Source organism: Nonomuraea sp. NPDC050383 (assembly GCF_044459125.1).
Classification (GTDB): Bacteria; Actinomycetota; Actinomycetes; order Streptosporangiales; family Streptosporangiaceae; genus Nonomuraea.
This window is the reverse complement of sequence record NZ_JBITIP010000006.1, coordinates 221,093-245,063: the sequence shown is the minus strand read 5'-3', so window position 1 is coordinate 245,063 and position 23,971 is coordinate 221,093. Positions and strand designations below refer to the sequence as shown.

Here is a 23,971-nt window from a genome sequence, read left to right as displayed (position 1 = left end):
CGTACACGTACACGGTGCGGGCGCGTGACGCGGCCGGCAACGTCTCGGCGGCGAGCGGCGCCGTGACCGCGACCACCACGGGCGGCGGAGGCGGCGACACGCAGGCGCCGAGCGTGCCGGGGGGTCTGCGTTCGACGGGGGTGACGTCGAGCAGTGTGTCGCTGGCGTGGAGCGCCTCGACGGACAACGTCGGGGTGTCGGGGTATGACGTGTACCGGGGGAGTGCGCGGGTGGCGACCGTGACGGGGACGTCGTACACGGACTCGGGGCTCAGTGCGAGCACGGCGTACACGTACACGGTGCGGGCGCGTGACGCGGCCGGCAACGTCTCGGCGGCGAGCGGCGCCGTGACCGCGACCACCACGGGCGGCGGAGGCGGCGGCAACAAGCTGCTCGGCTACTTCGTCCAGTGGGGCGTCTACCAGCGCGGCTACCACGTCAAGAACATCGACACCAGCGGCTCGGCCGCCAAGCTCACCCACCTCAACTACGCGTTCGGCAACGTGCAGAACGGCCAGTGCACGATCGGCGACAGCTACGCCGACTACGACCGGTTCTACAGCGCGGCCGAGAGCGTGGACGGCGTCGCCGACACCTGGGACGCCGGCGCCCTGCGCGGCAGCTTCAACCAGCTCCGCAAGCTCAAGAAGAAGTACCCGAACCTGAAGGTGCTGTTCTCCTTCGGCGGCTGGACCTGGTCGGGCGGCTTCACCCAGGCCGCGGCCAACCCCGCCGCGTTCGCCGACTCCTGCTACCGGCTCGTCGAGGACCCGCGCTGGGCCGACGTGTTCGACGGCATCGACATCGACTGGGAGTACCCGAACGCCTGCGGCCTCAGCTGCGACGCCAGCGGCGCGGCCGCGTTCCGGAACCTGATGTCGGCGCTGCGCTCCCGGTTCGGCTCCGGCAACCTCGTCACCGCGGCCATCACCGCCGACGGCACCTCCGGCGGCAAGATCGACGCGGCCGACTACGGCGGCGCCGCCCCGTACGTCGACTGGTACAACGTCATGACCTACGACTACTTCGGCGCCTGGGCGGCGCAGGGGCCGACCGCCCCGCACTCGCCGCTCACCTCCTACGCCGGCATCCCCATCGCCGGCTTCCACTCGGACAACGCCGTCCAGAAGCTCAAGAGCAAGGGCGTCCCGGCCGGCAAGCTGCTGCTCGGCATCGGCTTCTACGGCCGCGGCTGGACCGGCGTCACGCAGGCCGCGCCCGGCGGCACCGCCACCGGCCCCGCGCCCGGCACGTACGAGCAGGGCATCGAGGACTACAAGGTGCTCAAGACGCGCTGCCCCTCCACCGGCACGGTGGCCGGGACCGCTTACGGCTACTGCGGCGGGCAGTGGTGGAGCTACGACACGCCGGGCACCATCGGCGGCAAGATGGGCTACGCGAAGGACCAGGGCCTCGGCGGCGCGTTCTTCTGGGAGCTCAGCGGCGACACCACGGGCGGCGAGCTGATCACGGCCATGCGCAACGGCCTCGGCTGACGCACGGATGATTCCGGGGCCGGTCCCGCCTCACCCGCGGGACCGGCCCTCCGCCTCCAGGCCCTGCGCCTCCAGGCCCTGCGCCTCCAGGCCCTGCGTCACGATTTCAGCCTTACCCGAAACCCCTCCATTGACCCGATGGCGGCGGTGTTTCTAGATTTCGGTCATGACCCTAATCTCCCGAACGATGGCTGCCGGCATGGCGGTCATCGCACTGCTGGCGGCGGCGCCCGCGCCCGCCTCGGCGGCGGGCGGCACGACCGCGACCCCGGCCGCCGAAGCGGGCCCGGCCGATCTCGGTGTGCCGCTCCAGGACGTGCTGCTGCTCGGCGGCACCGTCGCTCCCGGCCCCGGCGGCACCCCCGTGCTCTGGGAAGCCTCCTCCGGCACCCCCGCCCACCTCAACGCGGTGGACCCGGCCACCGGCGCCGCGGTGGCGCGGCTCGACCTGCCGGGCGCCGCCGGGGCCTGGGCGGTGGACGCGACCCCCGACGGCAGCGTCTACGCCGGCACCTACGGCGACGGCCGCCTCTACCGCTGGACCCGCGAGGGCGGTGTCGCCGACCTCGGCCGCCCGCTCCCGTCCGAGAACTTCGTCTGGTCGGTGGCGGCGGGCGAGGGCGCGACCGTGTACGGCGGCACGTCGCCGGGCGGCCGCCTGTTCGGCTACGACCCGGCGACCGGCTTCCGCGACTACGGCAAGCTCTCTGCCTCCCACGCGTACGTGCGGAGCGTCTCCTACGCCGACGGCAAGATCTACGCGGGCACCGAGAATCCGGCCGCCGTCTTCGAGGTGGACGCCGCCACCGGCGTGGCCGAGAAGCTGCCCACTCCGCCCGGCCTGGACGTCACGGACAAGTGGGCCTACGACGTCAACGTCGCCGGCGGCTTCCTCTTCGTCAGGTACGGCAGCGCCTTCCCCGGCCCCCTGCACGTCTGGGACATCGCCGCTCGTGCCTGGACCGACACCCTCGAATCCGCCCACGGCCTGGACGTCTCGCCGCCCGACGACCAAGGACGGATCTACTTCGTGAAGGGCGGGGAGCTGGTCGGCTACGACCCGCGTACCCGTACCGTCACCCCGACGGGGATGCCCTTCACCGGACGGGTCGCGAACACCCGCGGCATCGGCTGGGCCGAGCTGGGCCTGCCCGACTACCCCGGCAAGAGCCTCGTCGGGCTGCTGTGGCGCGGCCTGATGTTCCGCTACAACCCGCAGACCGGCGCCAGATCGTTCGTCCAGACGGGCATCCAGGGCGAGCCGATCGACATCACGGCCATCGCGGACGGCCCGGACGGCCGCGTCTACGTGGGCGGCTTCCTCAACGGTGGTTTCGCGGCGCTCGACCCGGTCACGGGGGAGCGGGAGGAGTTCCACACCTTCTCCCAGAGCGAGGCCATGACGGCGCACGGCGGCAGGCTCTACGTCGGGGCCTATCCCGAAGCCAGGGTCTACGCCTACGACCCCAGCCTGCCGTGGAACAGCACCGAGTACTCGCCCAGTCCGGAGCCCGGGCCCACGCCGAACCCGGCTCGGCTGCTCGACTTCGCCGCCGACAAGCAGATCAGGCCGCGCGCGCTGACCCCGGCGGGCCGGTATGTGGCGATCGGGACGATGCCCGACCTCGGGCAGCTCGGCGGCGTGCTCGCCCTCTGGGACCCGCGGGAGGGCCGGATGGCCTACTCCCAGCGGCATGTGGTCGAGGACCAGAGCATCGTCTCGCTCGCCTACCGCGACGGCGTCGTCTACGGCGGCACCTCGATCTACGGCGGCCAGTCGGCCACCCCGCCGACCCAGCCGGAGGCCAAGCTGTTCGCCTGGTCGGTGCGGGAGAAGAGGCTGCTGTGGGAGCTGGTCCCGGCGGCCGGCAAGCCCGCCGTCCCCGCGCTCGCCTTCGACGACCGCGGCCGGCTGTGGGGGATCGCGGGCGGCGAGGTGTTCGCCGTGAACGTGGCCACGCGCAAGGTGGTCTCCCGGGTCACGCTGTCGGACAGCGCGTCGTCCTCCGGCGCGCTGGTCTTCAACGCCCGGGACCGCCGCCTCTACGGCGCGCACGCCGGCGCCCAGGTGTTCGCGCTCGATCCGCGTACGGGCAAGCGGTCGGTGCTGAAGGAGGGACCTGTGCACCACCTCGCGGTGCACAGGTCCGGAGTCGTCTACTTCGCCGAGGGGCCGAAGCTGTTCAGATATCAGCCGCAGAGCCGGTAGGTGGAGAAGTTCTCGAAGCGTGACAGGTACATGTGCTCGTCAGGGCCCTTGAGCAGGATCGAGATCGGGCGGGCGATGAGCGTCAGCGCCATCGTCCCCCGGTCGATCCGGTACGCCTTGCCCTGCACCTTGCCGTACAGCCGGCCGTCGCGCCCCGGCTCGATGTTGGTGTCGAGCCAGACCTGGGTCGCGGTGGACCACGGGTAGGTCTGGTGCTTCACGGTCCGCAGCGCCTGCCCGGTGGCGGGATCGAGCTCGAACAGCGCGTCGGGGCTGAGCCCCCACAGCCTGCCGTCGCCGTCGAAGGTGATCGAGCCGAGTGCCAGGTCGCCGGCCACGGGGGTGCTCGTCCACCTGAGCGAGTCGGTGGCGATGTCGTAAGCGAAGGCGTGCGCCGCGTCGCCCTGCGGGACGCCGGTGGCGCCGAACGCCGACGTGGTGCCGTAGAGGACGCCGTCGCGGTAGGCGAGGGCGATGATGCTCTGGCCCGGGATGAGGTTGCGCCTGATCACGGTCCTGCCGGTGGCCGGGTCGAGCAGGCCGAGCGCGCCGCCGACCGAGCCGGCCTTGGGCACGGTGCCGAACGCCAGCCAGTCGCCCGCCGACACCATGGCGAACGGCCGGTCCTGCTCCTGGCCGGCGAGTTCGAGCAGCTTCCTCGGCTCGGTGCCGTCGAACTCGTAGATGCGGGCGCCGGGGTAGACGCCCAGGTAGAGCTTGCCCTTGTGGGTGACGATGGCCTCGCTCTGGCCGACGTTGGGCCAGAACTGGGATTGACCGGTGGCGGGGTCGTACGCGGCCAGGCCGCCGGTGAAGAAGCCGCCCGCGTAGACGCGCCCGTCGGGGCCGACGGCCATGGACCTGATGGAGACGGGCTGGCCGGTCAGGGTGGATTCGAACAGCTTGCCGCGGCGGCTGTGGCGGTCGTAGTGCCAGAGGCGGCCGGTGGAGGAGGTGCCGACGAGCGTGCGGCCGTTCCAGCCGAGGGTCCTGGCGGCGCCGCCGCCGAGGTCGGTGAAGCCCAGCTTGGTGATCTTCCTGGTCCTGAGGTCGTACGCGACGAGCTCGTCGCTCTGGACCAGGTAGACCTGGTGACCGTGCCGGCCACCGCCCACGGTGAGGCTGTCGATGTCGTCCACGACGTCGCGCCACGTGCCCGCGGCCAGGTCGTAGACGCCCATCGGGTTGGTGCCGGTGGTGGTGCCGAAGCGGACCAGAAGGTGGCGGCCGACGACGTCGAGGTCGTAGGCGTAGCCGCTGCCCGTGATCGGCGGGGCGATCACCTTGACGAGGGTTCCGTCGGGCCGCAGCACGGCGACCTTCATGCTCTGCGCGCCGACGCCGGCGTAGATGGTGCCGTCCCCGGCGATGGCGAGGTCACGGATGTACTGCTCGCCGGGAACGGGGCTGCCGAGGTCGTCGATGCGGCCGGTCGCCGTGTCGTAGCGGAACAGCCGGGCGTTGGGCGAGGTGCCGCCGTAGACGGCGGTCCCGTCCGGGCTGGCCGCGACCGTCCAGACGAACGTCTCGCCCGGCACGGCGATGCCCAGCTCGCGCACCTCGTCGGTGGCGGGGTCGTAGCGGAAGAGCCTGCCCATGGCCCCGGCGGTGGCGTTGTAGCCGCCCACGTAGACGGAGTGGTCGGGGGCCACGGTGACGGCCCAGGAGCCGAGCGCGAGGGGAAGCGGCCGCTCGGCGACGAGGCTCGCGTCGGCGGCGTTCCTGATGGCCAGGATCGCGGGGCCGGAGGCGCTGGAGGTGACGGAGTAGAGGCGGTCGCCGTCGAGGGCGGTGCCCGCCGTGGTGGCGCCGGTGAGCGGCAGGGTGCCGAGGCTCTGGAAACCGCACCCCGTTGGCGGTGCGGCGGTTTCGGCCTGGGCCGGAGCTGTGAGGGACCAGGCGGTCAAGAGGAGGACGACGAGTAAGCGCATGGGCCTACCTTCGCTAGAGCTGCATAACGGCCTTGACCGTAATCCTGAGCTCCGCCCATGGCAAGACCGCCGCCACGCCGATCCGGCACGCGGTACCGGGGGGAGGGGGAGGGCTACCGGGGTGGGGACCGGAACAGGCGCGCGGCCTCCTCCGGAGTGTCGCGGACCGTCAGGGGCGCGGGGCTGAGCGCGTCCAGGCGCCGCCGGAAGTCCGGCCTGATGCCGGTGAGCACCATGGTCCCGGCCTTGGCGCCGTCCACCTGCTGCTGCGCGGTGATCAGGGCGGCGACCCCCATCGCGTCCCAGAACGTCACCGCGCTCAGGTCCATCACCAGCCGCGGCTCCGGCTCACCGGAGACGACGTCGCGGACCACGGTGGCGAGCTCCAGCGCGGCCTGGTCGCCCAGCGACCCGGACAGCTCCAGCAGGACGTGCGACCCCTGATCGTGGCGGCTGAGGCCGAACGGCGCGTCGTGCCCGTCCGGGGGGAGGGCGAAGTCGGCGACCGCGACGGTGCCCTCCGGGCCGGAGCCGATCGTGAACCGGTCGGGCAGGAAACGGGCGATCCACAGCCCGTGCCCGTGCTGGACGGGCCACCGGGCGGCGTCGGGCACGGGGGTCCGCGCCTCACGCGCGGCGTCTCCCGCCTGCCGTGCCTGCGGCAGGGCCCCGGCGTTCCCCACCTGTCCGGTGTGCGGCAAGGACTCGGTGTCCGCGTCCGGCCGGGGGATGCGGGTGCTCAGGGACGGTCCCGCGTCGCTGACCTCGCACCGCAGCGCGCCGGCCATCCGCCAGATCCGCACCCGGCCCGTGCCCGCGCCGTGGACCACCGCGTTGGTGGCCAGCTCGTGCACGGTGATCACCAGGTCCATGGCCCGCCCGTCGGGCAGGCCGGCGTGCGTGGCGTGCGCCTCCAGCGTGGCGCGCAGCGCGTACAGCAGGTCGGCGTCGAACGACTGGTCGAGGATGAGGTCCGGATCGCCTTTCGCGGTCGGGGGCAGGTTCACGGACTCGTCATCGACCATGACCGGTCACCAGACTGATCCCCGGAATGCCGCCGGCCCCCAGCAGCACGAACCTCGACGCGGTCGCACGGCTGCACCGCAGATCCACCTTCCGATCGGGGGCCACGCTCCTGGCCGCCTCCATGATCATTCGGGCGCTGGAGAGGTCGATGAACGCCAGCTCGGCCATGTTGACGGTGATGTCGCCTTCGCCCCTGATCGCCTCGGTCAGCGCCATCCTCAGCGCGTCCTCCGCGGTCCGGTCCATCTGCCCGGCCAGCCGGATGCCGGGTGGCGCGTACTGGCGGCATATTCGTAGCAACGGGTCGTTGTGGTACGTGGCGGCGGCCACCGAGTGCGTGTGGAACGGCGACACCGACGCCAGGGTGACCGGGTCGAAGCGGTCGCGGTCGTACTGGCACAGCACCGAGACGCTGGTGCCGGACAGCGCGGTGGCGATCTCCTCCTCGAACGCCGGCAACTGCTCGATCCCGCTGACCGGCTGGAGCGCCCACCCCATGTCGAGCGCCACCCGCAGCCCGGAGTAGCCCTCGTCCGCGGTCTGCTCGATCTGGTCGCGCAGCCAGCCCATGGCGTGCTCCACGGCGAACGCCTGCCCCGACAGCAGGCCCTCCTTGCAGGCCAGGACCTCCATCCGGCCATTGGCGGTGGCGGACTGCACGGAGATCCCGCGCTGGCCGAGCTCGGCCAGCGCCTCCTGCGGCTCCACGCACAGCCACACCACCCGCAACCCGCCCTTCAGCCCGTCCCGCACGAACGCCGCGGTCAGGTCGTGGAGCTCCTCCGGCTCGCCGAAGGTGAGGCAGGCGTGATCGTTGACCGTGAGGTCCGTGATCTGCACTTCCGCGTCCGTCACCGCGCCACCTGTCCCCTCGCGGCCGCCGCCGCCCCACACACCGCCGGACCACCCAGCGTAGTGACCGGCTGCAACCGGTACGCCCCTCGGGACGGTTTCGTCGTGACCGTCGCGGAGCGCGCGGCGCCCGTCCCCTCACAGCCGCGCTCGCCTTCCCGCCGGTTCGGAGGCGTCCCGCCGGACCCTCATGGCCACCCTGGCCGCTACACGTGTGCCCTCAACGAGGGGACGCACACGTACATCCTTGACTCTTCCGGCGGATGACCGCTGGCCCGGCACACGCCCCGTCCGCCACCATCACCGTGTGACCCAGCCGATCCAGCGCCTCAACCCCGCGTCCCCGCACCCCACTCCCGGTTGCAGCCACGTGACGCTCGCCGGGCCTGGCCGCACGGCCCACCTGGCCGGGCAGTGCCCTCTCGACCGGACGGACGCCGTCGTGGGGGAGGGGGACGTCATCGCCCGGACCGACCAGGCGAGTTCGCGGCCCGGCAGCACCGCGTACGGCGCGCCGTCCTCGGCCATCCGGAGCTGGTGGCGGTGGAGCTGTCCCACGGATCGGGCGTCATCCTCGCCACGAGACCCGTCCGGCCGGGTCACCACAGCTCGATGGAGCGCGTGAAGATCCCCGCCACGTCCTCCTCGGTCACCGGCGCGGGAGCGGTCGCGAGCAGGCGCTGCTGCCTCATCGTCCCCTCGACGAGGGCGTCGATGTCGCCCGTGCCGAAGCCGACGGCGCCGATCCCGTTGGGGACGCCGACGTCGCGCATGAGATCGACCAGGACGCTCGGCAGGAACTCGGCCGCCTCGGCCGGCTCCTCCCTGTCCGGGGCGAGCAGCCGGGCGGCGCGCAGATGGCGTTCCGGCGCCGCCGGGAAGGTGAACCTGAACGCCTCCGGCGCCGTGAGCGCGACCGACATCCCGTGCGGGACCATCGGCTCGTCGCCGGGGTAGTCCTTCGGGTGGAAGTCGCGGACCCGCCCGGCGATGGGATAGGCGTTGGCGTGCGGGAGGTGCACGCCGGCGTTGCCGAAGCCCATCCCGGCGAACGTGGCGGCCAGCGCCATCTCGCCGCGGGCCGCCGTGTCGTCGCCGTGGCGCACGGCCCGCCGGAACGACCTCGCCAGCAGCCGCATGGCCTGCTCGGCCCACATGTCGGAGATCGGGTTCGCGCCGCAGTAGGGCACCCGCTGCTCGGGACGTTTGCGCTCGTTGCCGGTGTACCAGCGGGCGGTGTAGCTCTCGACCGCGTGGCAGAGGATGTCCATCCCGGCCGAGGCGGTCACCCCCGCGGGCTGGGTCAGCGTGAGGTCGGGATCGACGACGGCGAGCGCGGGGCGCAGCGCGGCATGGCTGATGCCGGTCTTGACCTTGAGCGACAGCACGTCGAGCACGCAGATGGTGGTGCTCTCCGCGCCGGTGCCGGTGGTCGTGGGTACGGCGACGAGCGGCTTGAGCGGGTTGTCCGGTGCCCGGCCGTGCCCGACCGGGGCGTTGACGTAGTCCATCAGCTCGCCGGGGTTGGTGAGCATCAGGTCGATCGCCTTGGCGGTGTCGATGCTCGACCCGCCGCCGACGGCGACGAACGCGTCCCAGGGGCCCGCGGCGCGGGCGTGCTCGACGGCGGCGGCGAGGCTGGCGTCGGTCGGCTCGACGTGCACCTGGTCGTAGATCCGGGCGTCGATGCCGTGGCGGCGGATCTGCTCGGCGATCCGTCCCGGGGCGCCGGTGGCGGCGACGCCCTGATCGGTGACGATCAGGACGCGCCGGACGTCGCCGTACTGGCCGAGGTCGAAGCCGAGCTCGGCGGAGGCGCCGTTGCCGAACTTCAGCCGGGGCGCGCCGTAGGTGAAGACGGTCTCGGGGGTGACCGGAGGCGTGGTCGTCATGCGGGTTCCCTACCCCCGTGGCGGCCGTCCCCCGCGACACCCGTGATCCGCCCGGAACACCAAGAAGCCCCAGACTCCCGGCGGCTGCCGTGAGCTGGGGCGGGTGGTGGACGATACTGGGATTGAACCAGTGACCTCTTCCGTGTCAGGGAAGCGCTCTCCCGCTGAGCTAATCGTCCGTGTTGAGTTGTCACTCAGAGCGGAAGACGGGATTCGAACCCGCGACCCTCACCTTGGCAAGGTGATGCTCTACCACTGAGCCACTTCCGCATGGCGCTGCACTTTACTTTAGCGGATCCCGTGAGGGACCGCGCCTGACCGAGGTGGAGACGGGATTTGAACCCGTGTAGACGGCTTTGCAGGCCGCTGCCTCGCCTCTCGGCCACTCCACCAGGAGTTCGTACTCCGAGCGGAAGACGGGATTCGAACCCGCGACCCTCACCTTGGCAAGGTGATGCTCTACCACTGAGCCACTTCCGCGTGTCTCCGGCGAAGTGCCGGCCACGGGAAAACCATATCGCCTTCGGAGAGTGCCCGCGCGCGTCCGGCGGGCTCCGGGACGAAATCGGCGGGACGAGATCGGCCGCCGACGCGGGGGCCGCTCACCGGATCACGCGTACGTCCCGCGCCCGGACGAACGCCACCCGGTGGCCGAGCTGGATCTGGTAGAAGCGCCGGGTGCCCGTGACCGTGACGTGCGCGGCCGGGTCGAAGGAGCCCGCCTTCTGGTACGAGCCCGCCACGATCTGCCCCAGCGTGTACGTCTGGCCGGAGCGGATCACGTACGCCAGCGGCGTGCGCTCCTGGTAGGCGACGCCCGTGCCCTCGTAGGCCGGGTGACCGGGGTACGCCCGGCCGTACACCCTGACCGTGTCCTTCAGCGGCGTGACCAGCGCGCCCGCGGCGGGGACGGCGGTCGGAGCGGTGGCCGGGTTGTGGAACCACGCCTTCTGGCCGAGGTACCAGATCGCCGTCCAGTCGCCCTGCCGCCCGGCCACGGCGAACCGCTGGCCGGTGGAGGCGCGGGCGCTGTGGTCGTACACGCTGTACGTGCTCGGCTTGCCCACCCGCTTGCCGATGTCGTCGACCAGGGGCGCGTCCTCGCGCGGCTCGGTGCGCAGCCACACCGACGAGGCGCCGTGCGGCTCGCAGGGCCTGGCCGGCTTGGCCGCGGAGCAGCCGGTGAAGAGCGGCTGGTTCGTCGCGTAGTCGGGCAGGATGATGACCGATCTGGCCCGGCCGCCGGGTGCGGACATGACGGCGGGGGCGGCCGTGAGCACGCCCTCGGCGGCTCCCGGTTCCGGCGGGGCATCCGCGGGCCCGCCGTCAGGCAGGCCGGGGGCCGGGGGGCCGGCCACCGCCAGGGCCGGGGGGCGGGCCGGCGTGCCGGTGATCGGACTGCCCGCCAGCTCCAGGTAGTGGGCCCAGTCCCAGTACGGGCCCGGGTCGTCGTGCATGCCCGGATGGCTTTCGGCCGTGGTGCCGGGGACGTTGTCGTGGCCGAGGATGTGCGCCCGGTCGAGGGGCAGGTCGTACAGGTCCGCCAGGTAGCGCAGCAGCTGGGCCGAGGACCGGTACATCGCCTCCGTGTACCAGGTCGCCCCCCTGGCCAGGTAGCCCTCGTGCTCGATGCCGATCGAGCGGGCGTTGAAGTCGTAGTTGCCGGCGTGCCAGGCGATGTCCCGCGTCCGCACGTGCTGGGCCACGTGCCCGTCGCCGGAGCGGATCGTGTAGTGCCAGCTCACGTAGTCGGGGTCGGAGACCATCGACGGGATGTCGCGGTACTTGGTCTCCGTGTCGTGGATGACGATGTAGTCGATCCGCCGCGTCGTGGTGGCGGGCATCCGGTCGTGGTTGCCGTAGCCGCCGCTCGTGCGCTTGTACGCGGCGGGCATCCACTCGCAGTCGAGCGTCCGGGGGCACTCGGCCGCTCCCGCCGGGCGCGCGGACGGCGCGGCGGGCCGGCGCAGGTCCGGCACGGGCGCCAGGCGGACCACGGAGCCGTCGTCGGTCCTGCGGGTCACGCCCTGGCGGATCACCTCGAACACCTGGTCGGCGAAGTCGTGTGATCCGGATGACGGGAGCGGGGAGAGGCTCCCGGCGTAGCGGGCGACGGCGTCGTACCAGTCGGCGGGGTCCGAGCCGGTGCGCGCCTGGAGGGAGGCCTTGAGCGAGGCCAGGACGGCGGCGCCGCCCCTGATGTTCGCGGCCGGGTCGGAGCGCAGGCGCGCGGCCGGAAGCCCGGTGAGCCGCGCGGCGCGCTGCAGCGTCGCCCCGCCGGCGGCCCCGGGCCCGGAGGCGGCCCCGGGCCCGGAGGCGGCACCGGGGTCACCCGGCGCCACGGGCTCGACGGCCGCCGTGTCCACCAGGTGCATCGGCCCGTACCCGCCCGCCGTGCTCGGCCGGCCGCCGTTCGTGTCCCAGCGCGACTCCAGGTACGAGACCCCGAGCAGCAGGCTCACCGGCACACCGAACTCCCCGGCCGCCCGCGCGAAGTCCGCCTGGCGGCCCGGCGCGGGGCCGGGCAGGGCGAGGAGCCCGGCGGCGAGACCGGTGACCAGACCGGCGGCGGCCCAGTGCGGCATGACAACCTCCACGGATCGGTACGACTACACTACGCACAGTAATCACCGCATCGGAAAGTCCGCCGGCGCCGCGAGAGCGTGTTGAATCGGCTATCCCTGCCCGATTCCGGGCAGGATGTTGGCGTGTCGCGTTCCCTGTGCGTAGTGTCCTCGTCTGTGTCCACGACGCTGCACCCCTACGAGGAGCTGATCGCCCACCTCATCCGGACCAGCGGGCTCGGCCCCGGTGAGGCCGCGCGGGTGGTCGCCGACGTGCTGTCGTACTTCTCCGAACCGGTGGAGGCGTTCGTGCGGCGGCGCCACGCCGAGCTGAAGGCCCGAGGCCTCACCAACGACGAGATCTTCCCCAGAGTGGCCGCCGAGCTTCGCGGGCGCCGCGTCGCGGCGCCCGAGCTGTCCCTGCGGCAGTTGCGCCGCATCGTCTACGGCTGACCGGACAGGCCGTTCCCAGAACCACCTGAGAAACAACTGCATCGCCGTCTTCCGAGAAGACGGATGACGACGGATAGGAGATGTCGGATGTGCGGAATCGTCGCGTACGTCGGCCCCAAGGACGCCGCCCCCATCCTGCTGGAGGGCCTGCAGCGGCTGGAGTACCGCGGGTACGACTCGGCCGGTGTCGTGGTCTCGAACAAGGGCCTCAAGGTCCGCAAGGTCAAGGGCAGGGTCGCCGACCTGGCCAAGGTCGTGCCGGCCAGGTTCAAGGGCGGGCTCGGCATCGGCCACACCCGGTGGGCCACCCACGGCGTTCCCAGTGACGTCAACGCGCATCCGCACCTGTCCTCCGACGAGCGCGTCGCCGTCGTGCACAACGGCATCATCGAGAACGCCGACGAGCTGCGCGCCAAGCTGGTGGCCGACGGCGCGGAGTTCCTCTCCGAGACCGACACCGAGGTGCTGGCCCACCTGATCGCCCGCACCGTGAAGGAGACCGACTCGCTGGAGGAGGCCGTCCGCAAGGCGCTGAAGAGCGTCGTCGGGACGTACGGCATCGCGGTCATGGACGCCGAGCGGCCGGGAGAGGTGGTCGTGGCCCGCAACGGCAGCCCGATCGTGCTCGGCATCGGCGAGAAGGAGATGTTCGCCGCCTCCGACGTGGCCGCGCTGGTCCGCTACACCCGCCAGGTCGTCCACCTGGAGGACGGCGAGCTGGCCGTCCTCAAGGCCGACGGCTTCCACACCTTCGCCAGCGACGCCCGCGAGACGGCCAAGGAGCCGCTGACCGTCGACTGGGACGCCGGCCACTACGACACCGGCGGCTACGAGCACTACCTGCTCAAGGAGATCTCCGAGCAGCCCGAGACCGTGGCCCGCACCATGAGCGGCCGGCTCGACGAGCGCTTCCACATCGCCCACCTGGGCGGCCTCAACATGGACGCCCGCGAGACCCGCTCCTTCCGCCGCGTCAAGATCATCGGTTGCGGCTCCGCGTACTACTCCGGTCAGATCGGCGCCCAGCTCATCGAGGAGCTGGCCCGCATCCCGGCCGACGCCGAGCCGGCCAGCGAGTTCCGCTACCGCAACCCGGTCGTCGACCCCGACACCCTCTACGTCGCGATCAGCCAGTCGGGCGAGACGTACGACACGCTGGCCGCCGTGCAGGAGCTCAAGCGCAAGGGCGGCCGGGTCATCGGCATCGTCAACGCGGTCGGCAGCGCCATCGCGCGCGAGGTCGACGGCGGCGTCTACCTGCACGCCGGGCCGGAGGTGTCGGTCGCCTCGACGAAGGCGTTCACCTCGACCGCGCTGGCGTTCGCGCTGCTCGCCCTGCACTTCGGGCGCGTCCACGACCTGTCGCCCGCCGACGGCCGCCGCGTCGTCGAGGGCCTGCGCCGCCTGCCGGCCCAGATCGAGGAGATCCTCTCCCAGAGCGACAAGATCGCCGAGCTGGCCCGGAAGTACGCCCCGTACCCGAGCATGATGTTCGTCGGGCGCGTGCGCGGCTACCCCGTCGCCCGCGAGGGCGCCCAGAAGCTCAAGGAGATCTCCTACGTCCACGCCGAGGCGTACCCGGCCAGCGAGCTCAAGCACGGCCCCCTCGCGCTGATCGGGCCGGAGATGCCGACGGTGGCGATCGTGCCCGACGACGAGCTGCTGGACAAGAACCTCACCACGCTCGGCGAGATCCGCGCCCGCGGCGGCCAGGTGCTCATGGTGGGCCACCGCGAGCCCGACGCCAAGCTGGCCGACGACGTGATCGTGGTGCCGAAGAACGAGATCGAGCTCGACCCCATCCTGCTGACGATCCCGCTCCAGCTCCTCGCCTACCACGCTGCCGTGGCTCTGGACCGCGATGTCGACAAGCCTCGCAATCTCGCGAAGAGTGTCACAGTTGAGTAACTTAGCGCGGCACTATGGCCACAATCGCACAAAGGTCGTGTTACCGGCGCATTCTCGACCTAAGATCCGAATGTGGCCGAGTTCGATCCTCACACGCCGAACGTCGCCCGCATGTACGACTACCTGCTCGGCGGCCACGACAACTACGCCGTCGACCGCGAGGCGACCGAGCGGCTGGTAGCGCTGGTCCCGCAGGCCGTGCCGCTGGCGCGGGCCAATCGCGGCTTCCTGCGGCGGGCCGTGCGCCACCTCGCGGGCGCCGGTGTGCGCCAGTTCCTCGACCTCGGCAGCGGGCTGCCCACCCAGGGCAGCGTCCACGAGATCGTCCCGGACGCCCGCGTCGTGTACGTCGACCGCGACCCGGTCGTGGCCGCGCACGCCAGGGCCCTGCTGGGCGAGGGCGACGGAGGAAGGGCGGCCCCGGACCGCCGGGCCGCCTTCCTCCAGGCGGATCTGCTCGACGCGCCCGAGGTGCTGGAGGGCGCCTCGGAGCTGCTGGACCTCGGCCGGCCGGTGGGGATCCTGCTGGTCGGCATCCTGCACTTCCTCCCCGACGCGGACGGGCCGTACGAGACGGTGGCGCGGCTGCGCGAGGCCGTCGCGCCGGGCAGCCACCTGGTGATCACCCATGCCGTCGCCCCCGGCAGGCCGGCGGGCGGCGGAGGCGTCGCCCCGATCTCCCAGGGGCGCGGCGCCGAGCGGCCGCCGGCCGCCATCCGGCGCTTCTTCGGCGACTTCGCCCTGGTCGAGCCCGGCCTGGTGAACGCGGCGGACTGGCGCCCGGACCGGCCCCGCCTGGCGGGGGAGCCGGGCGGCGGTTCGTACCTCATGGCGGGTGTGGGGTGGAAGCATCCCATAGCCCCTGATGTGTGACGGCTTGTAGTGGTTCGTTAACCTGGTGTAGCGAGATGCTGGCTCGCGGACCGGGGAGGCATGCCATGCGCCGACGGCAGGTGCTCGCACTCGGGCTCGGCCTGGCGGTCTCGGGGCTGGCGAGCGCCGCCGGGTGCGGCGCCGGGCGGGCCCCCGGCCGGGGCGTGCGCGGCAGGTTCGCCATCGTGCCCGGCGGGGAGCGGTGGACGCGCGTGGCCCAGGCCCTGGGCACCGCCGCCTGGGACGCCGGGTTCGCCGTGTCGCGCGAGGGCGAGGCCACGCGTATCACCGTCACCGGCCTGCCGGCCCTGGCCGCCGCCGCGCTCAACGACGGGCCGACCCTCCTCGACACCGCCACCCCGCTGGCCCGGCTCGCCGGGGAGATCGAGGTCGTGGTCGTGCCGGCGGCCTCGAAGTTCCGCGACTTCGACGACTTCGGCGCCCACCTGCTGGCCCGGCCGGGCGAGACCATGCTCGCCGGCGGGCCGCGGGGCGAGCCCGACCACCTGCTGTTCGGCCTGGTCGCGCGGGGCCTCGGCGCCGACACGCGGCAGGTCGTCTACACCGGTTACCCGAGCAGCGAGGACGTGGCCGAGGCCCTGCTCGGCGGCAAGGCGGCGGCCGCCGCCGGCACCCTGGCCGACTGGCGGCACGACATCCGCACGGGCCGCTTCAAGGCGCTGGCGGTCTCCTGCGCGCACCGCGTCGACGGGATCGACGCCCCCAGCCTGCTGGAGAGCGGGGTGCGCGTCGACTTCGCGGCCTGGTGCGCGGCGGTCGGGCCGCACGGCATGTCCGGCGACACGCGCGACGCGGCACTGGAGATGTGCGAGGTCGTCTCCCGCTCGGCCCCGTGGCGCGAGGTCTGCCGCAGGCGCGGCTGGAGCGCCCTGCCGCTCTTCGGCGACGACTTCGCGCTCTGGCTGGGCACGGAGATCGGCCGCACCCGCGGAGTGCTCCGTGATCTCGGGCTCGTCAACACGACCGGCACAACATGCAGCGGTAGTTGCGCCAACGGCCACTAGATGTAGGATCCTGCTCGTCGCTGGTTCGCCCCTCGGGGCGGAGCAAAAGGGAACCCGGTGCGATTCCGGGGCTGCCCCGCAGCGGTGAGCGGGAACGACCGCCGTCACAGAGCACTGGAACGATCCGGGAAGCGACGGCCAGTAGGACCGAGCGGGTGATCGTACGCGTAGGAACGCGTGATCGGTCACGCGCGCCTGCCCGCGAGCCCGAAGACCTGCCAGCGAGTGCCGGGGGACCACCGGCTGGACCTGTCCAGGGCCTCGAGGGAGGGCCCGGGGGCCGTCGCGGCCGGGGACACCCCGCGCCGCCGTGCTCTCGTGCGCCCTCGCCGGGGCGAGCTCGCGAGGAGAGAGCACGTGACGACCATCGTTGAGGGTGACCGGCGACTGGCCATCGAGGAGGCGGCCGCGCGGGTGATCGCCGACCCGGCCAACTCCCGGGTCGCCGCCCGGCTGCTGGCCGAGGAGATCGCCGCCGAGGCCGCCGCCTGCGGCGTGCGGTCGTTCTCCGACTCCGTCGCCGCCACCCACGCGGCCGGGCTGGTGCAGGACGAGCTGGCGGCGTTCGTCGCCGCCCACGCCGCCGAGCTGGACGCGCTGGTGCCGGCCGACGCCGACGACCGCTTCGAGTACTTCGGCCTGCGCACGGTCTACGACCGCTACCTGCTGCGCCACCCGGAGACCCGCGCCGTGCTGGAGCGCCCGCAGCACTTCCTGCTGCGCGTGGCCTGCGGCCTGTCCGCCACCGTGGCCGAGGCGGCCGAGCTGTACGCCCTCATGAGCACCCTGTCGTACCTGCCGAGCTCGCCGACGCTGTTCAACTCGGGCGCGCGCCGGCCGCAGCTCTCGTCGTGCTTCCTGCTCGACTCGCCACGCGACGAGCTGGAGGCCATCTACGACAGGTACGGGCAGGTCGCCCGGCTGTCGAAGTACGCCGGGGGCATCGGCATCGCCTGGACCCGGGTCCGCTCCCGCGGCTCGCTCATCCGGGGCACCAACGGGCACTCCAACGGCATCGTCCCCTGGCTGCGCACGCTGGACTCGTCCGTCGCCGCGGTCAACCAGGGCGGCCGGCGCAAGGGCGCCGCCTGCGTCTACCTGGAGACCTGGCACGCCGACGTCGAGGAGTTCCTGGAGCTGCGCGACAACACCGGCGAGGACGCCCGCCGCACGCACAACCTCAACCTCGCCAACTGGGTGCCGGACGAGTTCATGCGCCGGGTCGAGGCCGACGAGCCGTGGTCGCTGTTCGACCCGAAGGACGTGCCGGACCTGACCGACCTGTACGGCGAGGCGTTCGACCGGGCCTACCGCGCCTACGAGGCGCAGGGCCTGCACGTCAGGCAGATCCCCGCCCGCACCCTGTACGGGCGGATGATGCGCACGCTCGCGCAGACCGGCAACGGCTGGATGACCTTCAAGGACGCGGCCAACCGCACCTCCAACCAGACCGCCCGGCCGGAGAACGTCATCCACCTGTCCAACCTGTGCACCGAGATCCTGGAGGTCACCAGCGACGCCGAGACCGCCGTCTGCAACCTCGGGTCGGTCAATCTGGCCGCGCACCTGCGCGACGGCGCCGGCCTGGACTGGGAGCGGCTGCGCGCCACCGTGCGGACCGCCGTGCGCTTCCTCGACCGCACCATCGACCTCGGCTTCTACCCGACGCCCGAGGCGGCGGCGGCCAACCGGCGCTGGCGGCCCATCGGGCTCGGCGTGATGGGGCTGGCCGACGTGTTCTTCACGCTGCGTCTGCCGTTCGACTCGCCCGAGGCGCTGGAGCTGTCCACCCGGATCGCCGAGGAGATCGCGCTGGCCGCCTACGACACCTCCGCCGACCTCGCCGCCGAGCGCGGCCGGCACCCCTCGTACGGCGACACCCGCGCGGCCGGGGGAGTGCTGCACCCCGACCACTACGCCGGCGCCGCCTCGCCGCGCTGGGACGCGCTCCGCGAGAAGATCGCCGGGACGGGGCTGCGCAACTCGCTGATGATCGCCATCGCGCCGACGGCGACGATCGCGTCGATCGCCGGCTGCTACGAGTGCATCGAGCCGCAGGTGTCGAACGTCTTCAAGCGCGAGACGCTGTCCGGCGAGTTCCTCCAGGTCAACCGCTACCTGGTGGCCGACCTCCAGGCGCGCGGACTGTGGACGCAGGCGATGCGCGACGCCATCAAGCGGGCCGACGGCTCGGTCCAGGACGTCCCCGGCGTCCCGGACGACCTGCGGAGCCTCTACCGGACCGCCTGGGAGCTGCCGCAGAAGGCCCTCATCGACCTGGCCGCGGCCCGCCAGCCGTACATCGACCAGTCGCAGTCGCTCAACCTCTTCATGGCCAGCCCGACCATCGGCAAGCTCTCGTCGATGTACGCCTACGCCTGGAAGAAGGGCCTGAAGACCACGTACTACCTGCGCTCGCGGCCCGCCACCCGGATCGCGCAGACCACGGTGCCGGCCGCGCCCGTGCCCGGCCTTCCCGCCCCCTCGGAGGACACGAGTGCGGCGATCGCCTGCTCGCTGGAGAACCCCGACGTCTGCGAAGCCTGCCAGTAGGCCCCGCCGCCCCACCCCTCTCACACGGAGACATCACATGCTGCTCGACCCGGGAATGGACCTGACGCTGCGCCCCATGCGCTACCCCGACTTCTACGAGCGGTACCGGGCCGCCATCCGCAACACCTGGACCGTCGAGGAGGTCGATCTGCACAACGACCTCGCCGACCTGGCGAAGATGACGCCCCAGGAGCGCCACCTGATCAACCGGCTGGTCGCCTTCTTCGCCACCGGTGACTCGATCGTCGCCAACAACCTCGTGCTCAACCTCTACCAGCACGTCAACGCCCCCGAGGCGCGCCTGTACCTGAGCAGGCAACTGTTCGAGGAGGCCGTGCACGTGCAGTTCTACCTGACGCTGCTCGACACCTACCTGCCCGACCTCGACGAGCGGGTCAAGGCGTTCGCGGCGATCGAGCACATCCCGTCGATCCGCGACAAGGCGGAGTTCTGCTTCCGGTGGATCGACTCGATCAACGGGCTCCAGCGGCTGGAGACGGCCGCCGAGCGCCGGCAGTTCCTGCTCAACCTCATCTGCTTCGCCGCCTGCATCGAGGGGCTGTTCTTCTACGGCGCGTTCGCGTACGTGTACTGGTTCCGGTCCCGGGGGCTGCTCGGCGGCCTGGCCACGGGGACGAACTGGGTGTTCCGCGACGAGTCCATGCACATGGAGTTCGCGTTCAGCGTCGTCGACACCGTCCGGGCCGAGGAGCCCGAGCTGTTCGACGACGAGCTGGGCAAGCAGGTCACCGCGATGCTGGAGGAGGCGGTCACCGCCGAGCTGGCCTTCGCCCGCGATCTGTGCGGCGACGGCATGCCGGGGATGACCGCGGACCAGATGCGCGAGTACCTTGAATACGTCGCGGACCAGCGGCTGGCCCGCCTGGGCCTGCCCACGAGGTACGGCACCGCCAACCCGTTCGCGTTCATGGAGCTCCAGGACGTGCAGGAGCTGGCGAACTTCTTCGAACGCCGGGTCTCTGCTTATCAGGTGGCGGTTGAGGGCAATGTGAGTTTCGACGAGACCTTTTAAGACATTGGGGGCATGACACGTGCAGTCGCCGGCCGAGTGGCCCATTTTGGCCGTCTCCGTCGTAGGCGCGATCCTTCTGGTGGAGGTCACGCGCCGGCTCCTGAAACGGGCCGGGCGCAAGTGGTCGCTCGCCGGGCACCTGGTGGAGCACTGCACCTGGGCGGCGTTCGCGGTGGCCGCGGTGGTGGCGTGCAACCTCGTGTTCGGGCCGGGCATGTTCGGCGACAGCCCGCGCGAGCAGCAGCTCGCCGCGACCGTGGAGCGGGGCCTGGGGCTGGTCACGATCGCGTCCGTCACCTGGCTGATCGTCCAGGCCAGCTACGCGCTGACGGACGTGGTGCTCGAACGGCTGGTGCGGGTCGAGGGCGAGCGCAACCGGCGGGCCCGGCGGATCATGACGCAGATCGCGCTGGTCCGCCGGATCGCCGCCGTGACCATCATCGTGGTCGCCCTCGGCGCGATGCTGTTCTCGTTCCCGCAGGTGCGGGCGCTGGGCGCCGGGCTGCTCGCCTCCGCGGGCATCGCCGGCGCGGTGGTCGGCATCGCCGCCCAGCCCACGATCGGCAACGCGCTGGCCGGTCTCCAGCTCGCCTTCAGCGACGCGCTGCGCCTCGACGACGTCGTGGTGGTGGGCGACGAGTGGGGCCGCATCGAGGAGCTGACGCTGACGTACGTGGTGGTCCGGCTCTGGGACGAGCGGCGGCTGGTGCTGCCCGTCTCGTACTTCACGCAGAACATGTTCGAGAACTGGACCCGGCACGGCAGCCGGGTCGTCGCCGTGGTGTTCCTGCGGGTGGACTGGTCGGTCCCCGTCCAGAAGCTGCGTGACGAGCTGTACGCGTTCATCCAGAGCAACCCGCTGTGGGACCAGAAGGACTGGACGCTCCAGGTCACCGACGTCCTGCCGAACGGCCTGGTCGAGCTGCGCGCCCTGATGAGCGCCGCCGACTCGCCCTCCGCCTGGGACCTCAAGTGCGACGTCCGCGAGCACATGGTCACCTACATCAGGGAGAACTTCCCCGAGGCGCTGCCGCGCTTCCGGGTCGAGACGCCCGAGACCCGCGCCGGCGTGCCGTGGACCACCGAGCTGGGCGCCGAGCTCGCCGCCGGCGATCGGCTCTCCGACTCCGGCGCCCCCGCCCCCAAGCCCGGCACCCAGCAGCGCTGACCTCAGCGGCGCGCGGCCAGGAGCACTCCGGCGCCGCCCACGACCAGGCCGGCCACCGCGAGCGGGTGCAACGACTGCCCGGCGACGAGCCACGCCATGACGGCCGTCACCGCGGGGGTGAGGAAGAACATCGTGCTCACCCGGCTCGCCGGCGCGTCCCGCAGCATGGTGTTGAGCAGGAGGAACGCGCCGATCGAGTTCACCAGCACGAGCCAGGCCACCGCGCCGCCGAACGCGCCCCAGTCGCCCACCCGCGGCGTCTCCAGCAGCAGCGCGCCCAGTCCCATCAGCGGCGCCCCGGCCAGGAACTGCACCGCCGTCCCCGTGCGCACGTCCATGTCGGCGGCGAAGCGCTTCTGGTACACCGTCCCTGCGCTCAGCCCCAGCAGCCCGACCGCGCACAGCGCCAGCGCGGCGGGGGAGAAGCTCACCCTGTCGGCCACGGCCAGGCCCACCCCGGCGGCGCCGAGCCCGAACCCGGCCCACCGGACGGGACTCATCCGCTCGCCCAGCGCCCGCCCGGCGAGCAGCGCGACGACCATGGGGCTCAGCCCCTGCACGAGCGCGATCAACGCCGCCGGGACGCCCAGGCCGAGCGCCGAGTAGAACGCGCCGAACTGCACCACCTGGACCAGCAGCCCGGCCACCACCACGTGCGCGAGGCGCCGCCCGCGCGGCCACGGGGCCCGCACCGCCAGCGCGTACCCGCCCAGCAGCAGCCCGGCCAGCGCGAACCGGGCGAACGTCAGCAGCAGCGGCGGCGCGGCGCCCACCCCGATCAGGCCGGCCACGAACGCGCTGCTCCACATCACCACGAACAGGGACGGCAGGAGGGCCGGCGCCTTCGCCCGGCTCTCCGCCCGCGTCGTCTCTGTCCGCGTCGTCTCTGTCCTCGTCACCTGGACGGCCACAGTTCCGCTCCCCACATAACCACTCAGCACGGTTACTTCACTGTGCTCGTCCTACTCATAACCTGTCAAGGCGGTTATGATGAGGGTGTGGCAGGCTTCACCTTCGTCAGCGGCAACCTCGGCCTCGACCTGGCCGGCACGGTCCAGCACCGGCGGGCGGACCGGTGCGAGATGCTGGAGAGCCCCGCCGACCTGGGGATCTGGGCCGTGGAGGCAGGCATTCTCGACCGGCCCTGCGAGGTCACGCCGGACGGGCTGGCCGCCGCCAGGCAGCTGCGCGAGGCCGTCTACCGCCTGGCCGCCGGCACGGCTCTCCCCGGCGACCGTGAGCTGGTCAACCGGGTCGCCGCCGGGCCCCCCGTCCGGGTCGCGATCGGCGCCGACGGGCGCATCGAGCGCGGCGGCGACCTCGCGGCCGTCCTGTCGACGGTCGCCCGGCAGGCGGTGGAGCTGCTCGGCGGCCCGCACGCCGCGCGGATCAAGGAGTGCGGCGCCGACGTCTGCACCCGGCTGTACGTGGACACCTCGCGGGGCAACGGCCGCCGCTGGTGCGACATGCGCGAATGCGGCAACCGCGCGAAAGCGGCGCACTTCCGCGCCCGCCACCACGGCTGACGCGGCCGGTTAATGGGTGGCACCCCCGGCGATCACCTGGCTACCGTGGACGACATCCGGATGATCCACGGGTCACGGTCTGACCGGCGGGAATGGCGCCCCCCGGCCGGACGGCGGCCCCAGCCTCGGGCATGGCCCCACGCCAGCCCGGCCCGAGGCCACACTTCCTCCGCGATCCGGGTGCGGGTCAGCGCTCCACGATCTCGTTCTTGCCGATGACCACGACGCCGCCGCGCGTCAGCGCGAAGCGGGTGCGGTCGTAGTCCAGGTCGAAGCCGATGCGCGCCCCGTCGGGGATGACCACGTTCTTGTCGATGATCGCCCGCCGGACGATGGCGCCCCTGCCCACCTTGACGTTCTCCATGAGGACGGAGTCCTCCACCAGCGAGTGGGAGTGCAGCACGACCTTGGGCGACAGGATCGACCGGATGGCCGTGCCGCCCGAGACGATCACGCCCGGGGACACGAGCGAGTCGATCGCCCGGCCCACCCGGTCGCCGTCGTTGTGCACGAACTTCGCCGGTGGCAGCGGGTCGTGGCCGGTGTGGATCGGCCACTTGTCGTTGTACAGGTTGAAGATCGGGTGCGCCGAGATGAGGTCCATGTGGGCCTCGTAGTAGGCGTCGAGCGTTCCCACGTCGCGCCAGTAGCCCCGATCGCGCTCGGTGGAGCCCGGCACCACGTTGTTGGCGAAGTCGTAGACGTCGGCTCCGCCCGACTTGACCATCATCGGGATGATATTGCCGCCGAGGTCGTGCTTGCTCGTCGGGTCGAGCGCGTCCTCGCGCAGAGCGTCGATCATGGCCTGGGTCCGGAAGACGTAGTTACCCATCGAGGCGAACACCTCGTCGGGCGAGTCGGCGAGGCCGACCGCGTCCTTCGGCTTCTCCCGGAACGCCACGATGCGCCGGCCCTGCGGGTCGGTCTCGATGACGCCGAACTGGTCGGCCAGGGAGATCGGCTGCCTGATGGCCGCGACCGTGACGTCCGCGCCGGAGTCCTCGTGCTGCTCGACCATCTGCCGGGGATCCATCCGGTAGATGTGGTCGGCGCCGAACACGATGACATGGTCGGGCATCTCGTCGTAGATGAGGTTCAGGTTCTGGTACAGCGCGTCGGCCGAGCCGGAGAACCAGCGCGGGCCGAGCCGCTGCTGCGCCGGCACCGGCGTGACGTAGTTGCCGAGCATGGCCGTAAGCCGCCAGGTGCGTGAGACGTGGCGGTCGAGACTGTGGTTCTTGTACTGGGTCAGTACGACGATCTGCAGGTAACCGCCGTTGGCCAGGTTCGACAGGACGAAGTCGATCAGACGGTACATCCCGCCGAACGGGACGGCCGGTTTCGCCCGGTCCGCCGTCAGAGGCATGAGCCTCTTCCCCTCGCCACCTGCCAGCACGACCGCAAGCACCCTCCGGGACCTCATGACCAGGACGCTACCCCCTATGAGCCGATCTATCGACGT

General features: G+C 72.1%; 18 protein-coding genes, 4 tRNA genes, 1 pseudogene and 1 riboswitch. Of the genes and pseudogenes, 12 read left to right on the top strand and 11 right to left on the bottom strand.

From position 1 onward, the window contains the following. Positions 1–14: 14 nt before the first annotated feature. The 3 genes and pseudogenes from ACIBG4_RS17860 to ACIBG4_RS17850 all read left to right on the top strand — a co-directional run. Positions 15–281: pseudogene (locus ACIBG4_RS17860) on the top strand (chitinase); the annotation flags it as partial. Positions 282–347: 66 nt separating this feature from the next. Further along, positions 348–1,496: a glycoside hydrolase family 18 protein gene (locus ACIBG4_RS17855; RefSeq protein WP_397202797.1), complete on the top strand. Its 1,149-nt coding sequence runs from the start codon at positions 348–350 to the stop codon at positions 1,494–1,496. Positions 1,497–1,683: 187 nt separating this feature from the next. Continuing rightward, on the top strand, positions 1,684–3,705 hold the full coding sequence (locus ACIBG4_RS17850; protein ID WP_397202671.1) for a hypothetical protein: 2,022 nt from the start codon (positions 1,684–1,686) through the stop codon (positions 3,703–3,705). Here ACIBG4_RS17850 and ACIBG4_RS17845 read toward each other — a convergent pair. The 3 genes from ACIBG4_RS17845 to ACIBG4_RS17835 all read right to left on the bottom strand — a co-directional run bounded on the left by ACIBG4_RS17845 (position 3,687) and on the right by ACIBG4_RS17835 (position 7,517). After that, complete coding sequence (locus ACIBG4_RS17845; protein WP_397202670.1) at positions 3,687–5,636, bottom strand: hypothetical protein; 1,950 nt, start codon at positions 5,634–5,636, stop codon at positions 3,687–3,689. The two genes, ACIBG4_RS17850 and ACIBG4_RS17845, sit on opposite strands and share 19 nt — an antisense overlap. Positions 5,637–5,749: 113 nt before the next feature. Further along, on the bottom strand, positions 5,750–6,661 hold the full coding sequence (locus tag ACIBG4_RS17840) for an ATP-binding protein (protein ID WP_397202669.1): 912 nt from the start codon (positions 6,659–6,661) through the stop codon (positions 5,750–5,752). Next, complete coding sequence (locus ACIBG4_RS17835; RefSeq protein WP_355453455.1) at positions 6,651–7,517, bottom strand: MEDS domain-containing protein; 867 nt, start codon at positions 7,515–7,517, stop codon at positions 6,651–6,653. Before ACIBG4_RS17835 ends, ACIBG4_RS17840 begins: the two co-directional genes overlap by 11 nt. A 304-nt stretch (positions 7,518–7,821) precedes the next feature. On the opposite strand from ACIBG4_RS17835, the gene ACIBG4_RS17830 reads away from it, so the two are divergent. Beyond that, positions 7,822–8,139, top strand: coding sequence for a hypothetical protein (locus tag ACIBG4_RS17830; protein WP_397202668.1), 318 nt, complete (start codon positions 7,822–7,824; stop codon positions 8,137–8,139). On the opposite strand, the gene ACIBG4_RS17825 is transcribed toward ACIBG4_RS17830, so the two are convergent. The 6 genes from ACIBG4_RS17825 to ACIBG4_RS17800 all read right to left on the bottom strand — a co-directional run bounded on the left by ACIBG4_RS17825 (position 8,114) and on the right by ACIBG4_RS17800 (position 11,991). Beyond that, on the bottom strand, positions 8,114–9,406 hold the full coding sequence (locus tag ACIBG4_RS17825) for a hydroxyacid-oxoacid transhydrogenase (RefSeq protein ID WP_397202667.1): 1,293 nt from the start codon (positions 9,404–9,406) through the stop codon (positions 8,114–8,116). The genes ACIBG4_RS17830 and ACIBG4_RS17825 overlap by 26 nt on opposite strands. A gap of 104 nt (positions 9,407–9,510) precedes the next feature. Further along, positions 9,511–9,585, bottom strand: a tRNA-Val gene (locus ACIBG4_RS17820). A 19-nt stretch (positions 9,586–9,604) separates the two neighbouring features. Beyond that, a tRNA-Gly gene (locus ACIBG4_RS17815) sits at positions 9,605–9,676 on the bottom strand. Positions 9,677–9,727: 51 nt separating this feature from the next. Next, positions 9,728–9,798: transfer RNA gene (locus ACIBG4_RS17810), tRNA-Cys, on the bottom strand. Positions 9,799–9,814: 16 nt separating this feature from the next. Further along, a tRNA-Gly gene (locus ACIBG4_RS17805) sits at positions 9,815–9,886 on the bottom strand. 122 nt (positions 9,887–10,008) lie between these two features. Beyond that, positions 10,009–11,991: an N-acetylmuramoyl-L-alanine amidase gene (locus ACIBG4_RS17800; protein ID WP_397202666.1), complete on the bottom strand. Its 1,983-nt coding sequence runs from the start codon at positions 11,989–11,991 to the stop codon at positions 10,009–10,011. A gap of 156 nt (positions 11,992–12,147) precedes the next feature. On the opposite strand from ACIBG4_RS17800, the gene ACIBG4_RS17795 reads away from it, so the two are divergent. The 7 genes from ACIBG4_RS17795 (at position 12,148) to ACIBG4_RS17765 (ending at position 20,983) form a co-directional block, all read left to right on the top strand. Then, positions 12,148–12,423, top strand: a complete 276-nt coding sequence (locus tag ACIBG4_RS17795; protein WP_310711076.1) for a hypothetical protein — start codon at positions 12,148–12,150, stop codon at positions 12,421–12,423. Positions 12,424–12,510: 87 nt separating this feature from the next. Continuing rightward, positions 12,511–14,331, top strand: coding sequence for a glutamine--fructose-6-phosphate transaminase (isomerizing) (gene glmS / locus ACIBG4_RS17790; RefSeq protein ID WP_310711075.1), 1,821 nt, complete (start codon positions 12,511–12,513; stop codon positions 14,329–14,331). A gap of 72 nt (positions 14,332–14,403) precedes the next feature. Then, positions 14,404–15,204, top strand: coding sequence for an SAM-dependent methyltransferase (locus tag ACIBG4_RS17785; protein ID WP_397202665.1), 801 nt, complete (start codon positions 14,404–14,406; stop codon positions 15,202–15,204). Positions 15,205–15,269: 65 nt separating this feature from the next. After that, the gene (locus ACIBG4_RS17780; protein ID WP_397202664.1) at positions 15,270–16,229 is read left to right on the top strand and encodes a tripartite tricarboxylate transporter substrate-binding protein; all 960 of its coding nucleotides are present in this window, start codon (positions 15,270–15,272) and stop codon (positions 16,227–16,229) included. A 4-nt stretch (positions 16,230–16,233) separates the two neighbouring features. Continuing rightward, positions 16,234–16,467, top strand: a riboswitch (cobalamin riboswitch). A 119-nt stretch (positions 16,468–16,586) separates the two neighbouring features. Continuing rightward, entirely contained in the window at positions 16,587–18,782 is a 2,196-nt protein-coding gene (locus tag ACIBG4_RS17775) for a ribonucleoside-diphosphate reductase subunit alpha (RefSeq protein WP_397202663.1), read from the top strand. Between the two features lie 37 nt (positions 18,783–18,819). Then, positions 18,820–19,815 carry a ribonucleotide-diphosphate reductase subunit beta gene (locus tag ACIBG4_RS17770; protein ID WP_355449795.1) on the top strand — a complete coding sequence of 332 codons (996 nt, stop codon included), beginning with the start codon at positions 18,820–18,822 and terminating at the stop codon, positions 19,813–19,815. Between the two features lie 79 nt (positions 19,816–19,894). Beyond that, a complete protein-coding gene (locus tag ACIBG4_RS17765) occupies positions 19,895–20,983 on the top strand; it encodes a mechanosensitive ion channel family protein (RefSeq protein ID WP_397202662.1) in 1,089 nt (362 codons plus the stop codon). 2 nt (positions 20,984–20,985) lie between these two features. Here the strand turns inward: ACIBG4_RS17765 and ACIBG4_RS17760 are convergent, their stop codons facing one another. After that, positions 20,986–21,894, bottom strand: coding sequence for a DMT family transporter (locus tag ACIBG4_RS17760; RefSeq protein WP_397202661.1), 909 nt, complete (start codon positions 21,892–21,894; stop codon positions 20,986–20,988). 87 nt (positions 21,895–21,981) lie between these two features. On the opposite strand from ACIBG4_RS17760, the gene ACIBG4_RS17755 reads away from it, so the two are divergent. After that, on the top strand, positions 21,982–22,509 hold the full coding sequence (locus ACIBG4_RS17755) for a CGNR zinc finger domain-containing protein (RefSeq protein WP_397202660.1): 528 nt from the start codon (positions 21,982–21,984) through the stop codon (positions 22,507–22,509). Positions 22,510–22,696: 187 nt separating this feature from the next. On the opposite strand, the gene glgC is transcribed toward ACIBG4_RS17755, so the two are convergent. Beyond that, positions 22,697–23,932: a glucose-1-phosphate adenylyltransferase gene (gene glgC / locus ACIBG4_RS17750; RefSeq protein WP_355449804.1), complete on the bottom strand. Its 1,236-nt coding sequence runs from the start codon at positions 23,930–23,932 to the stop codon at positions 22,697–22,699. Positions 23,933–23,971 lie beyond the last annotated feature (39 nt).